Origin of the sequence: Vibrio sp. SCSIO 43132, from assembly GCF_019904195.1 — a bacterium.
GTDB lineage: Bacteria > Pseudomonadota > Gammaproteobacteria > Enterobacterales > Vibrionaceae > Vibrio > Vibrio nigripulchritudo.
In genome coordinates this window covers 496,779-510,416 of sequence record NZ_CP063199.1, presented here as the reverse complement: position 1 = coordinate 510,416, position 13,638 = coordinate 496,779, and the positions used below count along the sequence as shown (strand labels likewise).

The following is a 13,638-nucleotide window of genomic DNA, read 5'->3' as shown; positions in this document are numbered from 1 at the left end:
CCTTAGGTTTACCCGTTAGAGATCATTTATGGAAGTTTTTCACTACTACCCATGGTTATTCCCTGTGATGGCCGCAATCTTTGGATTGGTCATTGGCAGTTTCTTAAATGTAGTGATCTATCGGTTGCCTAAAATGATGGAAAACGAATGGAGGCAGGAGTGCGCAGAATCGTTTCCTGAGTACAAAATTGAACCTCCAAAGGAAAAGCTGACGTTAAGCGTCCCGCGTTCCAGTTGCCAAAGTTGTAAAACGCCAATTCGTGTTCGAGATAACATCCCTGTATTGAGTTGGCTGCTTTTAAAAGGGAAATGCCATGCATGTGACGATAGCATCAAGGTTCGATATCCTTTAATCGAGTTGCTCACGGCAGGGCTAAGCTTCGCGGTAGCCTGGCAATTTGGATTTAGTTACTTTTCTGTTGCTCTGCTCTTTTTCACCTTCGTACTGATTGCTGCCACGTTTATTGACCTTGATACACTACTGTTACCCGATCAACTGACTCTGCCTTTGATGTGGGCAGGCATTGCGTTATCTCTTTTTGAAATTAGCCCAATCTCTCTTACCGACGCCATCATTGGTGCCATGGTGGGCTATCTCTGCTTATGGAGTGTCTACCAGTTGTTTAAGCTCGCAACAGGCAAAGAAGGGATGGGTTATGGCGACTTTAAATTGCTGGCTGCGCTCGGAGCATGGTTAGGCTGGCAAAGCCTCCCTATTATCATCCTGATGTCCTCTCTGGTTGGCGTAGTCTTTGGCGTTATTCAGCTCCGTCTGCAGAAGAAAGGCATCGAACAAGCCTTTCCTTTTGGTCCTTACCTTGCGATTGCTGGGTGGATTACTCTGATGTTTGGACAAGACATCACTAACTGGTATTTCTCACATTTTCTTGGCATTTAACCACCAATCCCCGCTAGACTAACCTCAATATTGACTCAAAAGGTTTCGAATGACATTTGTAGTAGGCTTGACTGGTGGGATTGCCAGTGGCAAAACAACGGTAGCCAATCTCTTTCAAGAGCACTTTGGTATTGAGATCGTCGATGCTGATGTGATTGCGCGTGAAGTCGTGGAACCAGGCTCTGAAGGGCTGTCAAAAATCGTTGAACACTTTGGCTCAGACATCCTTTCCACCGATGGCTCGCTGGATAGAAGTCAGCTCAGATCGCGAATTTTTGAGAATGAAAATGAAAAACTTTGGCTCAATGACTTGCTTCATCCCATGATTCGCCAGAAAATGAAACAGAACTTGGCGCTTGTTCAGTCGCCTTACGCTCTTTTGGTGGTGCCTCTCTTGGTAGAAAATAACCTTCAGTCCATGGCAGATACTGTTTTGGTGGTGGATGTGGAGAGAGACACACAAATTTCGCGTACAATGAACAGAGACGGTGTTGCAAAAGCTCAGGTAGAATCGATTTTGAGCTCTCAAGCATCTCGCGACGAGCGACTGGCTCATGCCGATCATGTGGTTGATAATAACCAAGCGGATTCGGATTTACTGTCTCAAGTGACTCAGTTACATCAACAGTTTATGTCTTTAAGCGGGCAGGCTTAATAAATGCAGGAAGGAGCAATAAGGCACTTTTCATGACCACTCACAAATTTGAACATCCATTGAATGAAAAAACTCGAATTTACTTAAGAGTGGAATCGCTATTGCGTCAAATGAGCCACGCTGCCACCAAAGTGGATACCGTTCAGTACCCGCTTTTCTTCCGACCTATTTTTGATTTGCTGGAAATCTTTGAGCAAATTCAGATGAAAGCTGAGCTGGCAAAAGATCTTGAAAAACAGCGCCTTTCCTATAAATCCTGGTTAAATGTTGAAGGCGTGAATCAGGACATGCTTCAGGCAGTTCTAGCCAATATCGACGACGTGCATAAAGACCTGATGACAGCAGAACGTTTTGGTCAGTCGCTAAAAGAAGATCGATTCCTTAGTACTATCCGTCAGCGATTTAACCTTCCTGGTGGTTCTTGTTGCTTCGATTTACCTTCCCTGCATTTTTGGCTTCATCAACCAGACGAAAACCGCCGCAGAGATATTGAAGGATGGCTAGAGACACTACAACCTCTGACGTCCGCTTTGCACTTATGGCTGCAACTCACCCGGGAAACCGGTCATGATAACCCCGTCATTGCTCGCGCGGGTTTTTATCAAAGTGATGCAGAAGAAGCCAATATATTGCGTCTCAACATTCCTCTCGAATACGGTGTATACCCAATGATTTCGGGTCACAAAAACCGGTTTGCTATTAAGTTCATGAGCTTTGAATCTGGGCAGGCTTACCCTCACGACGTGGAATTTGACCTCTCAATTTGTAGCTAAAGAATCCTCAAAGCGTGCTAAAATCTCGCTTTAACAAAACGACCAAAGAAGCCGCTATGAGCAACATCACCATCGTAAAATGTCCGACTTGCCAAGCCGATGTTCAATGGGTAGAACAAAGTACTTATCGACCATTTTGCAGTAAAAAGTGCCAGCTGATTGATTTTGGCGAATGGGCAGAAGAGGAAAAGTCTATTCCCGGCGCCCCAGACATGTCGGATTCAGACGGCTGGTCTGAAGACAATTATTAGAGAGCTCCGTCCCTAACAGCGGCTTTCCCCAGAATACAAAAAAGAGACGATTAAACGTCTCTTTTTCTTTGTGCGTAAAAGGGCGGTTAGGCTCCGTAAGTCTCAAGTACTTTTTCCAGTACTGGCACATTGGCTTCCGGGAAGTCATAGTCTTTCAGTTTTTCTAACCTGACCCACTCTCCTTCCTGACCTTCTTTGCCATAGGGCTCTTCATCAAAGTCGGTTACTACGAAGAAATCAAACGCTAGTGACTTGTCTGGGTAGTCGTGTTTAAGAGCTTCAAAATGCGTAATTTCCGTTACATGAATACCGATTTCTTCATAAAGCTCTCTGACCGTTGCTTCCTGAGCACTTTCCCCTTCTTCGACCTTACCACCGGGAAACTCCCAAAAGCCGCCTTTGTGCGCTTTTGCCGGTCTTTTGGTGATGAATACCTGGTCACGTGATGCATTCAGAATAACCGCAGCTGCGATATGAACACGTTTCATTCATTGTCCTTTTGTTTTTATGTTGAGGTAGTTACCGTTAGGTATAACAACTGCAAGTGTATACCCAAATCCCCTGAAAGCGCTATGTTCAGTTAGATGTATACCCAAGTGACCTCAATGTTTTCCTAGCATAAAAAAACGGGTTCCCAAATGGGAACCCGTTTTTACTATGAGAATGCAATCAGCATTACTTCTTAGCAAGTTTCTCTTTAATACGAGCTGACTTACCAGAACGCTCACGTAGGTAGTACAACTTGGCACGACGTACTGCACCGCGGCGCTTAACTTCAATGCTGTCAACTAGAGGAGAGTGAGTTTGGAACGTACGCTCAACGCCTTCGCCGTTCGAGATCTTACGAACTGTGAATGCAGAGTGTAGACCACGGTTACGAACTGCGATTACAACGCCTTCGAAAGCCTGTAGACGCTCACGGTCACCTTCTTTAACTTTTACCTGAACTACAACAGTGTCACCTGGTGCAAATTTAGGTAGGTCTGATTTCATTTGCTCTTGCTCAAGAGCTTTGATGATGTTGCTCATTTTTTAAATTCCTAGAATAAACTGATACTAAATTCAATAGGTTACTTGCTTCGATATTCTCTGATGAACTCGGCAAGCAATAATTCCTGTTCGTCAGTCAGAGCTAGGTTTTCCAGAAGCTCTGGTCTTCTAATCCAGGTGCGACCCAGCGATTGTTTTAACCGCCAGCGACGAATGTCCTTGTGATTACCGGATTTCAGTACACTTGGTACCTCTTTTCCATCCAACACTTCAGGACGTGTGTAGTGAGGACAATCCAGTAAACCATTCGCAAAGGAATCTTCCTCTGCCGACGCAAAATCCCCCAGCACCCCAGGCACAAACCTGGATACTGAATCGATAAGCGTCATGGCTGGTATCTCACCACCCGTCATCACAAAATCTCCGATTGACCATTCTTCATCAACCTCAGATTGTATGATGCGCTCATCTACCCCTTCGTACCGACCACAAATGAGAAGCAAGTTCTCGTTGGTAGCCAGTTCTTCCACTCCTTTCTGGTCGAGCTTTCGACCTTGGGGAGAAAGGTAAATGACTTTCGTCTTACCCGGTGAGGCTTGTTTGGCAGTGTGTATGGCATCGCGCAAAGGCTGAACCATCATCAACATACCAGGACCACCACCGTAAGGCCTGTCATCGACAGTGCGATGCTTGTCGTGAGTGAAATCTCTCGGATTCCATGTCTCAATCGACAGTAGACCTTTTTTAACCGCTTGACCTGTTACTCCAAAATCAGTAACAGAACGGAACATTTCAGGAAACAGGCTTATTACGCCAACCCACATGTGTTCTCTCGCTCTGAAATTTTGAAGCTAGAATCCAGGATCCCAGTCAACTTCGATCCGTTGAGCCGAGCGATCAACTTGTTTGATCACTTGCTCTTCAAGGAACGGAATTAAACGTTCCTTTTGGCCAAAAGCATCTTTTAGATTCGCTTTCACTACCAAAACATCGTTCGAGCCAGTCTCTAATAGGTCAACGACCTCACCAAGGTTATACCCTTTGGTGGTGACAACTTGCATACCGAACAATTCACGCCAGTAGAACTCGTCTTCTGACAATTCAGGTAATGACGCGGGGTTGATTGCAATTTCAAAATTGGTTAGCAGGTGGGCTTCCTCGCGGATATCCAAACCTTCTAATTTACACACCATACCTTTGTTATGGCGTTTCCAACTTTCAACTTTGCACTCTACCCACTCACCCTTTTGTTTAATAAACCAAGGGCTGTAGTCGAAAATACTTTCAGCATTGTCTGTGTAGGAAAAAACTTTAAGCCAGCCGCGAATGCCGTAAGAAGCACCAAACTTACCTACAACAATTTTGTCGCCTTGCTCACTCATCGTTTCTTTATCCTTCATCGACATAAACTAATTAACTTCTTTAAAAAGAATTAAGCCGCTGCTTTAGCGTCTTTAACTAGCTTAGCTACGCGGTCAGATACTGTTGCGCCTTGGCTTACCCAGTGCTCAACGCGATCTAGATCTAGACGTAGACCTTCTTCTTGACCTTGTGCAGTTGGGTTAAAGAAACCCACTTTCTCGATGAAACGGCCAGTTGCAGCTTTGCGGCTGTCCGCTACTACGATTTGATAGAATGGACGCTTCTTAGCGCCGTGACGTGCCAAACGAATGGTTACCATGTCGTCCTCTTTGCTTTCTCAAAAATAAAATTAACCCCAGCAACTTCTCATCTTACTGAGCAGTTTGGGGTCTCGTGCCAAAATAAAGCTCCGGAATTTTACTCTTATTGCTAGGTATTGCAAGGCTTTTAGCTATTTTTTCACCACTTGTAGGGTCGACATTTTTCTGTGAGGTCGATAACAAGTTGAAAAAATACTTATCCTCGCAAGGGTTAGCGCTTTAAGCCCGTAATTCACTGTTGTTTGCAACCTAAAAACAAAAAGGGAAGCGACTGATTCGCTTCCCCTTGAAAATTGGTTTGTGGATTATCGACCGAACGGATTAAAACCGCCGCCCATGCCTCCCATTCCACCCATCATGCCTTGCATGTTACGCATCATGCCTTTCATCCCACCTTTCTGCATTTTCTTCATCATTTTCTGCATTTGAGTGAACTGCTTCAGCAAGCGGTTAACATCCTGTACCTGAGTACCGGAGCCCGCTGCGATACGCTTTTTACGTGAGCCTTTGATGATTTCAGGGCGCTGACGCTCTTTCATGGTCATGGAATTGATGATGGCTTCCATCTGCTTGAACATTTTGTCGTCAACTTTGTCTTTCACATTATCAGGAAGCTGAGACATGCCCGGAAGCTTGTCCATCATTCCCATCATGCCACCCATATTCTGCATCTGACCAAGCTGCTCGCGGAAATCCTCCAGATCGAAGCCTTTCTTTTCTTTAAACTTCTTCGCCAGTTTTTCGGCTTTATCCTGATCGACATTGCGCTGCAAATCTTCGATAAGAGACAGTACGTCGCCCATACCCAGAATTCGCGATGCAACACGGTCCGGATGGAAAGGTTCTAACGCATCGGTTTTCTCGCCGACACCCAAGAACTTGATTGGCTTACCCGTGATGTGACGAACCGACAAAGCCGCACCACCACGTGCATCACCGTCTACCTTCGTCAGAATCACACCGGTTAGTGGAAGAGCATCACCAAACGCTTTTGCAGTATTTGCTGCATCCTGACCAGTCATGGCATCAACCACGAACAGCGTCTCCACTGGAGTGATGGCTGAGTGCAGCTCTTGGATCTCTTCCATCATTTCGTGGTCAACCGCCAAACGACCCGCGGTATCGACCAATAGCACGTCGTAGAATTTCTTCTTCGCGTGATCAATGGCTGCATTAGCAATGTCTATCGGCTTCTGATCAGCAGAAGACGGGAAGAAATCAACGCCCACATCACCGGCTAGTGTTTCCAACTGTTTGATCGCTGCAGGGCGGTATACGTCGGCAGACACAACAAGCACTTTCTTCTTATCGCGTTCACTTAACAGTTTGGAAAGCTTACCGACACTGGTGGTTTTACCCGCACCTTGCAGACCCGCCATAAGAATTACAGCAGGCGGTTGCGCCGCAAGGTTAAGAGCCTCGTTTGACTCTCCCATGACCGCTTCAAGTTCGTTTTGAACGATCTTGATGAATTCCTGACCTGGGGTCAGAGATTTAGAAACTTCAACGCCAACGGCGCCTTCTTTTACGCGCTTGATAAAATCGCGCACAACCGGAAGCGCAACGTCCGCTTCCAACAATGCCATGCGTACTTCGCGCAGGGTATCTTTGATATTGTCTTCGGTCAGTCGACCTTTGCCGCTGATGTTCTTCAGCGTACTGGATAGTCTATCCGTTAAATTCTCAAACATTACTTACTTCGCTCAATCAATGCGATACTTTGCCGCGAGTATACATTATATGCAGACAAGTGTCTGTCTAACCTTCCCTCAATCTTTGAAGTTACAAGTCACTGCTATACCCAAGCCACCTCATGATGCTGAATCTAGCATCTTGAGGTGGCTTGGGTATATAATCCTCTACCTTGACAGTAAAATTGTGAAAACCATGGAAAACTTGATTGCGGTTACAGCTGTTATTCTCTATTTCTTGGCCATTTCGACTATCGTCCCTGGTCTTGCCAATCAAACTGGCATAAAAACGCGTACCGTTTTCATCAGTGCTTTGGTTGCATTGGTTTTCCATGCATGGCTGCTGAGTGACCTTATTTTCGATGGCTCCGGGCAAAACCTCAGTATTCTGAACGTTGCATCATTGATCAGTTTTATCATTTCGCTGGTCATGAGTGTTTCCATGTTTAAAACCCGATTGTGGTTTTTACTGCCCGTTGTATATGGGTTTTCTGCCATTAATTTATCTGCAGCGACTTTTCTTCCCAGTGCATACATAACGCATCTTGAAAACGATCCTAAGCTACTGATTCACATCTCGCTGGCTTTGTTCTCCTACTCCACACTCACCATTGGTGCGCTGTATGCCCTTCAGCTTGCCTGGTTAGATCACAAACTCAAGGCAAAGAAAGCATTAGCCATAAACCCTAACCTCCCTCCTTTAATGATGGTGGAGCGACAGCTTTTCAAGATCATTTTGATTGGCACGGTGTTGCTAACGGCAACTCTGGTGACGGGCTATGTATTTGTGCAAGACATGTTTGCTTCAGGCAAGGCTCATAAAGCCATTTTGTCTTTCGTCGCCTGGATTGTGTATAGCGTGTTGCTGTGGGGGCATTACCAGCAAGGTTGGCGTGGAAAGAAAGTCACCTGGTTTGCGGTCAGTGGAGCGACGTTGCTCACTCTTGCATACTTCGGAAGCCGCTTTGTGCGAGAGATCATTCTTAACTGATTTTAACTTGCTTTTCTTTTTCAACCGCTCTAAAAGTTGGGGAAGATAGCTTTGCTCATAAATTCACCAATTAAGTAATATAAGGACAGTTACAATTTGGATGATATATCTACGGGTGTCTTATTTGCCCTCCTGGCGGTATTGATCGTCATTTCCGGTTACTTTTCTGGTTCTGAAACGGGGATGATGTCTTTAAACCGATATCGCCTCAAACACCTCTCTAAGGAAGGTCATAAAGGAGCTCGCCGAGTAGAAAAACTACTGGATCGCCCAGATCGGTTAATTGGTCTTATTCTGATTGGCAACAACCTGGTCAATATTCTTGCATCGGCTATTGCCACCATTATCGGTATGCGATTGTATGGGGATATAGGTGTAGCCATCGCAACAGGTGCATTAACCATGGTGGTTCTGGTATTTGCAGAGGTCACACCAAAAACTCTTGCTGCCCTATACCCAGAAAAAGTGTCGTATGCCAGCTCAATCGTTCTGACGATACTCATGAAGCTGCTCTCACCTCTGGTTATGTTAGTGAACTTCATTACCAATGGTTTCCTGCGCATTCTCGGTATTCGAGCCAATCATGGTGATGATGATCATTTGAGCTCGGAAGAATTAAGAACCGTCGTAAATGAAGCAGGTGGTTTGATTCCCCGCCGTCACCAGGACATGCTGATCTCTATTCTGGATTTAGAGCATGTTACCGTGAATGACATCATGGTGCCGCGTAATGAGATAACGGGAATCGACATCAACGACGATTGGAAGTCCATTGTTCGTCAGCTCACCCACTCTCCTCACGGGCGAATAGTTCTTTACCGTGATCAGATTGATGAAGTCGTCGGCATGCTCCGATTGCGCGAAGCCTATCGTTTAATGCTCGACAAAAACGAGTTCAACAAAGAAACGCTACTGCGCGCCGCCGACGAAGTGTACTTCATCCCAGAAGCGACGCCGCTGAATGTCCAGCTGTTAAAGTTCCAGCGTAATAAAGAACGTATCGGTCTTATCGTGAACGAATATGGCGATATCATCGGGTTGGTGACTCTGGAAGATATTCTGGAAGAAATCGTGGGGGAATTCACTACCTCAATGGCACCAAGTCTGGCAGAAGAGATTACGCCACAGAATGATGGCAGCTTCCTGATTGAAGGCAGCGCCAACATTCGTGATATCAACAAAGGGCTGGACTGGACGCTTCCAACCGATGGACCAAGAACTCTGAATGGCTTAATTCTGGAACACTTAGAAGACATTCCAGAGAGCAAGCTGAGCGTGCAGGTGGCTAACCACCCTATGGAGATCATTGATTTCACCGAGAACAAGATCAAGCTGGTCAAAGTTTATCCGTCTCAGTAATCTCAGCACTCACTCAAAAACGCCCTGCATTTGCAGGGCGTTTTGTTTTTGGCTCATTTTTCTCACCCTAAGTAAGTCAGAAATGAGACACATTAGGAACTGAATAGCAGGAATTATCGAATGCGTGAGCAATACCGCAAACCTGATTTATGATTAAGGCTAATAAATAGACACGTGTCGCTTTTAGCAATGGAGGGCATCAAATGACACTTTCTATGGACAATATGTCAGATCAAATTAAGCAGTTGAAACAACAACTCAAGCACGACCTACCCGACTACCAAAAGGCTTACACCGCCGTTTCAGAAGCGTTAGAGAAGGAAGTCGAGCGTATTCAGGAAGAAGAGGAAAAAGGTCACTCTGTTCCTGTTTATTCCTTTCAAGAAGTGGAACGTGGCTTTTCAGACCAACAAAGACAAAAAATTCAGCAAGCAGGCTGCGTCGTTATACGCGGCACGTTACCTAAAGAAGAAGCAGTACAACATAATCAGGAACTGGAACGATACATCATCGATAATGGCTACTACGACCATACGCCAAAGGTGGAAGACAACTATTTCAGTCAGCTCAAATCAGACAAACCACAAATTTTTGGCTTGTACTGGTCTAAAGCTCAAATCTGGGCAAGACAGCATCAGAATATGGCAACGCTGCGCAGCCACTTAAATCGACTTTGGGATTTTGAACACGATGGCGTAAAGCAATTCAACCCAGACCTGGAAGTCAGCTATGCCGACCGAGTTCGTCGTCGTAGTCCGGGTGACACCTCGTTAGGGCTGTCGCCACATGTTGATTCAGGCTCAATCGAGCGCTGGCTGGAGCCAAACTATCGCTCTGTTTACCGTCATGTTTTCACTGGTCACTGGCAAGACTATCAAGCCTTCGATGCTCGACACCGAATTGATGTGGAAGAGTTCAATTCGTCGGCAGTATGTAGCGTCTTTCGTACTTTTCAGGGCTGGGTAGCACTAACTCCTCAGGGGGCAGGAGACGGTACGTTACAGTTGATTCCCAGCACGCTTTCCATGCCTTACATGCTGCTTCGGGCGCTGCAAGACGATGTTGCCGACGATGACTTGTGTGGCGCTCAGCCCGGCAGGGCTCTAACGGTCAACAAACAGTGGCATGAACTATTACTTAAGGGTTTAGTCAGTATTCCCAAAATGGAACCCGGAGATACCGTCTGGTGGCATCCGGATACGGTTCACGCTGTCGAGGATAAGCACAGTGGCGAGGGCTATTCGAATGTTATGTTTATAGGCTCTGCACCTGATTGTGATAAGAACCGCCAGTTCTTACCAAAACAAAAATCTGCCTTTCTGGAAGGAAGAAGCTGCCCGGATTTCGCCCCTGAAGATCATGAAGTGACATACACCAATCGCGCCACGGAAAACGACCTCACTGCTCTAGGAAAACGCCAGATGGGGCTCTAAAAACAACAAAGCCCACATAACGTGGGCTTTGTAATCAAAAGAATGAGGTTTACTTCACGCTCAGCTCTTTCAGCATAGATTCTGGTAGTGCAAGATCTTCATTTTTGTTTACCGAAATTCCTGCTTCGATAATTGCTGTTGCAATCTCTTTTGCTTCATCCAGAGAGTGCATCGCAGCAGTACCACACTGGTATTCGTTCAGCTCGGGGATCTGATCCTGGTTTTCAACTTTTAACACATCTTGCATAGCTGCAAGCCATGCCTCTGCCACTTGAGATTCAACAGGCGTGCCGATAAGACTCATGTAGAAACCAGTACGACAACCCATTGGTGAAATATCGATAATTTCGATATCAGCGCCATTCAGGTGTTTACGCATGAAACCTGCGTACAGGTGCTCAAGTGTGTGGATGCCCGTCTCAGACAGAATGTCTTTGTTAGGTGCCGTAAAACGAAGATCAAAAACGGTAATCGTGTCCCCTTTTGGCGTTTGCATGGTTTTAGCCACACGAACGGCAGGAGCATTCATCTTGGTGTGATCAACGGTAAAACTATCTAGTAATGGCATCGGATGAATTCCTTGTAATAACTGTTAAAAGAACCAGCTTCGGCTGCTTTCCAGTTCGTCTTTGCACTGCTTTAACTGCCAACCGTACTCTTTCGCTTGTCGCTCCACTTTTCGGGCAACCTTTTGAACGGTAGGTTTGCTTGCATATGTCTTGCGTTTAAAGCCACCTCGTCCTTCGTGGTAGGCTAAATACTGATTATAGGCATCCCATTTTGAAACGCCTAACTGCCGCTGGGTTTCGTGAGTATACCAACCTACGAACATAATGGAATCATCGAAATTGGTGCGTGAGCCGCCATGACGAGTCGCTTTTTGAAAATCGCTCCAAGCAGGATCCTGTGCCTGAGCGTAACCGTATGCGCTACTGACTCTTCCCCAAGGAATAAACCCAAGAACATAGTCCTTGGGTGGTCTTGCATCATGGATAAAGCTGCTTTCCTGTTTGATGAACGCCATGGCGATGTGGATGGGCGTTCCCCACTCATCTTCCATGTCTTTTGCATCGTCATACCAACTTGGTTTTTCCCTAAAAATGTTACACAGGTTACCTTGTTGCTTAGGCGGCGGGGTCGCGCATCCTGTCAACACAACCCCAGTAATCAATAACAGAAACAGCGACTTTATTTTCATTCCATTTATTGTTTCAAATAGGCAAAGTAATCATCCAGAAACTCATCAAACGGTTGAGTTTCTGACGCTTCAATTTGTTCTTGTTTAGCGCGCGAACGGATCACTTCTTTTTCCATGATGTCGTCGCTGTAAACTTGGTATTGGTGGTCCTGATGATGCGCTTTGTAGGCTCGCCCTAAGTGCATTCCTATTCCTACAATGCCACCATGTGCTTTCGTCTCTGCCAGCAATTGACCTGAGATGGTCAGCTCTGGTTGATCTATCCAGCGCTCTAGCTCATCACAGACATCCTGATAATCAGAAGTACCATGTTGCTTATCCATCACTTCCGCGATTTGGCGCAGATCTTTGAAGACACGATGACCCCAGTCTTGCAGTGTCAGGCGTTCGCCTTTGCATCCGATTTGCAGTTCCAGACCAACTTTTCGACCTTCAAGGATGACCTTGCTCCAGTTATCGCGCCAGCACTCCAGCTCGCAATTATCCATTTCTTCGGACTCTGAAAGCGCGCACCAGGTCAGGAACAGATCCAGAAAACGAATCTGCTGTTCGTTTACGCCAACCGGGCTGAATGGGTTGACATCTAAAGAGCGAACTTCGATGTATTCCACCCCACCACGTTGCAGTGCTTCAGAAGGTTTTTCACCAGAACGGGTGACTCGTTTTGGTCGAATAGGAGCATAGAGCTCATTTTCTATCTGCAATACATTTGAATTGAGCTGTCGGTACTCACCGTCCACTTTGACTCCCAGTTCTGCAAACTCTTCAGAAGGGGTATGAATAGCGGCGTTCAGACCATCGAGATACTGACCTAGACTGTTGAAACCAATTTTAAGTTCACTCTGTGCGCTGTTGGTGTAGCCGAGGTCGCTCAGTCGCAATGAGGTTGCTTCTGGCAAGTAAAGGGTTTCACCGATGTTCTGGAAAGGCAGTTTAGTGTCGCGCCCTTGAATAAAAGAAGGGCACAAAGCTGGAGAAGCGCCGTAAAAAAACGGAATCATCCAGCCAAAGCGGTAATAGTTTCGAATAAGGGCAAAGTAAGCTTCAGATTTGGCATCCTCACGATCTTTCTCGCCTTGCTTTCCGTAAAGCGCGTCCCAGAAAGTTTCCGGAAAGGAGAAATTGAAGTGCACACCAGAAATAACCTGCATCAGACTACCGTAGCGACGTTTCAACCCTTCGCGATACAGTGTTTTCATCTTACCTGTGTTCGACTGACCGTACTGAGCTAATGCAATGTCGTCTTCATTTTGAATAAAACACGGCATTGAAAGCGGCCACAGCTTTTCGCCATCCAGCTTTTTCTGAGTGAAATGGTGCACATCCGAAAGCTGATTCAGAACCGTTTTGACGGAGTAAGATACTGGAGTAATGAATTCCAGTAAAGACTCAGAGAAATCCGTCGTAACCCAATCATTGGTTAATGCTGAGCCGAGCTCGTAAGGGTGAGGCGTTAGTGCTAGGTGACCATCTGGCGTGTATCGCAGCGACTCTCTTTCGACGCCACGTCCATACTGCTCAAAAATAGAAGGGTCTTGTGCAACTTTCTGCAGTCGCTCGGTGAATACAGTCAAAACTCAGTTCACTTATCTGTTTAGTATCTCGCTAGAATAATCATTCTAAGCATTGATTACTATGGGATTGAAGCAAATACCAAAAAATGAGATTAGAGATCTCTTATTAAAGGCTACAGTACTGGAGGTACTTAGGGTCTGCT

16 protein-coding genes are annotated in these 13,638 nt (G+C 45.9%); 7 read left to right on the top strand and 9 right to left on the bottom strand.

The genetic code is table 11. The features are described 5' to 3' along the window. Window positions 1-28 precede the first annotated feature (28 nt). From INR79_RS02435 to yacG, 4 genes are read left to right on the top strand one after another with little or no spacing between them, the layout of a single operon-like run. Window positions 29-898, top strand: coding sequence for a prepilin peptidase (locus INR79_RS02435; protein WP_045966127.1), 870 nt, complete (start codon window positions 29-31; stop codon window positions 896-898). 49 nt (window positions 899-947) lie between these two features. Beyond that, window positions 948-1,553 carry a dephospho-CoA kinase gene (gene coaE / locus INR79_RS02430; protein WP_022599625.1) on the top strand — a complete coding sequence of 202 codons (606 nt, stop codon included), beginning with the start codon at window positions 948-950 and terminating at the stop codon, window positions 1,551-1,553. A 32-nt stretch (window positions 1,554-1,585) separates the two neighbouring features. Further along, complete coding sequence (gene zapD / locus INR79_RS02425; RefSeq protein ID WP_223095880.1) at window positions 1,586-2,326, top strand: cell division protein ZapD; 741 nt, start codon at window positions 1,586-1,588, stop codon at window positions 2,324-2,326. Window positions 2,327-2,382: 56 nt separating this feature from the next. Continuing rightward, complete coding sequence (gene yacG, locus INR79_RS02420) at window positions 2,383-2,577, top strand: DNA gyrase inhibitor YacG (RefSeq protein WP_022549572.1); 195 nt, start codon at window positions 2,383-2,385, stop codon at window positions 2,575-2,577. 86 nt (window positions 2,578-2,663) lie between these two features. On the opposite strand, the gene mutT is transcribed toward yacG, so the two are convergent. The 6 genes from mutT to ffh all read right to left on the bottom strand — a co-directional run bounded on the left by mutT (window position 2,664) and on the right by ffh (window position 6,940). Next, window positions 2,664-3,065, bottom strand: coding sequence for an 8-oxo-dGTP diphosphatase MutT (gene mutT / locus INR79_RS02415; protein WP_022599630.1), 402 nt, complete (start codon window positions 3,063-3,065; stop codon window positions 2,664-2,666). A 187-nt stretch (window positions 3,066-3,252) separates the two neighbouring features. Then, window positions 3,253-3,606, bottom strand: a complete 354-nt coding sequence (gene rplS, locus INR79_RS02410; protein WP_004408890.1) for a 50S ribosomal protein L19 — start codon at window positions 3,604-3,606, stop codon at window positions 3,253-3,255. Window positions 3,607-3,647: 41 nt separating this feature from the next. Further along, window positions 3,648-4,391, bottom strand: coding sequence for a tRNA (guanosine(37)-N1)-methyltransferase TrmD (gene trmD / locus INR79_RS02405; RefSeq protein WP_223095875.1), 744 nt, complete (start codon window positions 4,389-4,391; stop codon window positions 3,648-3,650). A gap of 27 nt (window positions 4,392-4,418) precedes the next feature. Continuing rightward, the gene (gene rimM / locus INR79_RS02400) at window positions 4,419-4,973 is read right to left on the bottom strand and encodes a ribosome maturation factor RimM (RefSeq protein WP_022599632.1); all 555 of its coding nucleotides are present in this window, start codon (window positions 4,971-4,973) and stop codon (window positions 4,419-4,421) included. Window positions 4,974-4,999: 26 nt separating this feature from the next. Next, window positions 5,000-5,248 carry a 30S ribosomal protein S16 gene (gene rpsP, locus INR79_RS02395; protein ID WP_004408887.1) on the bottom strand — a complete coding sequence of 83 codons (249 nt, stop codon included), beginning with the start codon at window positions 5,246-5,248 and terminating at the stop codon, window positions 5,000-5,002. Window positions 5,249-5,554: 306 nt separating this feature from the next. Continuing rightward, on the bottom strand, window positions 5,555-6,940 hold the full coding sequence (gene ffh / locus INR79_RS02390; protein ID WP_004408886.1) for a signal recognition particle protein: 1,386 nt from the start codon (window positions 6,938-6,940) through the stop codon (window positions 5,555-5,557). Window positions 6,941-7,136: 196 nt separating this feature from the next. Between ffh and INR79_RS02385 the strand changes: the two genes are divergently transcribed. The 3 genes from INR79_RS02385 to INR79_RS02375 all read left to right on the top strand — a co-directional run bounded on the left by INR79_RS02385 (window position 7,137) and on the right by INR79_RS02375 (window position 10,723). Continuing rightward, the gene (locus INR79_RS02385; protein ID WP_004408885.1) at window positions 7,137-7,931 is read left to right on the top strand and encodes an inner membrane protein YpjD; all 795 of its coding nucleotides are present in this window, start codon (window positions 7,137-7,139) and stop codon (window positions 7,929-7,931) included. A 96-nt stretch (window positions 7,932-8,027) separates the two neighbouring features. Further along, window positions 8,028-9,290 (top strand): HlyC/CorC family transporter, encoded by a 1,263-nt coding sequence (locus INR79_RS02380; RefSeq protein WP_004408884.1) that lies wholly within the window; start codon window positions 8,028-8,030, stop codon window positions 9,288-9,290. A 203-nt stretch (window positions 9,291-9,493) separates the two neighbouring features. After that, window positions 9,494-10,723: a YbiU family protein gene (locus INR79_RS02375; RefSeq protein WP_022549570.1), complete on the top strand. Its 1,230-nt coding sequence runs from the start codon at window positions 9,494-9,496 to the stop codon at window positions 10,721-10,723. 49 nt (window positions 10,724-10,772) lie between these two features. Here the strand turns inward: INR79_RS02375 and luxS are convergent, their stop codons facing one another. The 3 genes from luxS to gshA are packed head-to-tail and all read right to left on the bottom strand — an operon-like array spanning window position 10,773 to window position 13,495. Then, a complete protein-coding gene (gene luxS / locus INR79_RS02370; protein WP_022549569.1) occupies window positions 10,773-11,291 on the bottom strand; it encodes an S-ribosylhomocysteine lyase in 519 nt (172 codons plus the stop codon). A 24-nt stretch (window positions 11,292-11,315) separates the two neighbouring features. Then, a complete protein-coding gene (locus tag INR79_RS02365; RefSeq protein ID WP_004408878.1) occupies window positions 11,316-11,921 on the bottom strand; it encodes a hypothetical protein in 606 nt (201 codons plus the stop codon). Between the two features lie 5 nt (window positions 11,922-11,926). Beyond that, complete coding sequence (gene gshA, locus INR79_RS02360) at window positions 11,927-13,495, bottom strand: glutamate--cysteine ligase (RefSeq protein WP_223095873.1); 1,569 nt, start codon at window positions 13,493-13,495, stop codon at window positions 11,927-11,929. Window positions 13,496-13,638: the final 143 nt, after the last annotated feature.

Excerpts from the sequence above, each read along its gene's own strand:
- ffh (WP_004408886.1), bottom strand. The coding sequence starts at position 6,940 with ATGTTTGAGAATTTAACGGATAGACTATCCAGTACGCTGAAGAACATC.
- rplS (WP_004408890.1), bottom strand. The coding sequence starts at position 3,606 with ATGAGCAACATCATCAAAGCTCTTGAGCAAGAGCAAATGAAATCAGAC.
- INR79_RS02385 (WP_004408885.1), top strand. The coding sequence starts at position 7,137 with ATGGAAAACTTGATTGCGGTTACAGCTGTTATTCTCTATTTCTTGGCC.
- INR79_RS02365 (WP_004408878.1), bottom strand. The coding sequence starts at position 11,921 with ATGAAAATAAAGTCGCTGTTTCTGTTATTGATTACTGGGGTTGTGTTG.
- rpsP (WP_004408887.1), bottom strand. The coding sequence starts at position 5,248 with ATGGTAACCATTCGTTTGGCACGTCACGGCGCTAAGAAGCGTCCATTC.
- luxS (WP_022549569.1), bottom strand. The coding sequence starts at position 11,291 with ATGCCATTACTAGATAGTTTTACCGTTGATCACACCAAGATGAATGCT.
- mutT (WP_022599630.1), bottom strand. The coding sequence starts at position 3,065 with ATGAAACGTGTTCATATCGCAGCTGCGGTTATTCTGAATGCATCACGT.
- coaE (WP_022599625.1), top strand. The coding sequence starts at position 948 with ATGACATTTGTAGTAGGCTTGACTGGTGGGATTGCCAGTGGCAAAACA.
- INR79_RS02435 (WP_045966127.1), top strand. The coding sequence starts at position 29 with ATGGAAGTTTTTCACTACTACCCATGGTTATTCCCTGTGATGGCCGCA.
- yacG (WP_022549572.1), top strand. The coding sequence starts at position 2,383 with ATGAGCAACATCACCATCGTAAAATGTCCGACTTGCCAAGCCGATGTT.
- zapD (WP_223095880.1), top strand. The coding sequence starts at position 1,586 with ATGACCACTCACAAATTTGAACATCCATTGAATGAAAAAACTCGAATT.
- rimM (WP_022599632.1), bottom strand. The coding sequence starts at position 4,973 with ATGTCGATGAAGGATAAAGAAACGATGAGTGAGCAAGGCGACAAAATT.
- INR79_RS02375 (WP_022549570.1), top strand. The coding sequence starts at position 9,494 with ATGACACTTTCTATGGACAATATGTCAGATCAAATTAAGCAGTTGAAA.
- trmD (WP_223095875.1), bottom strand. The coding sequence starts at position 4,391 with ATGTGGGTTGGCGTAATAAGCCTGTTTCCTGAAATGTTCCGTTCTGTT.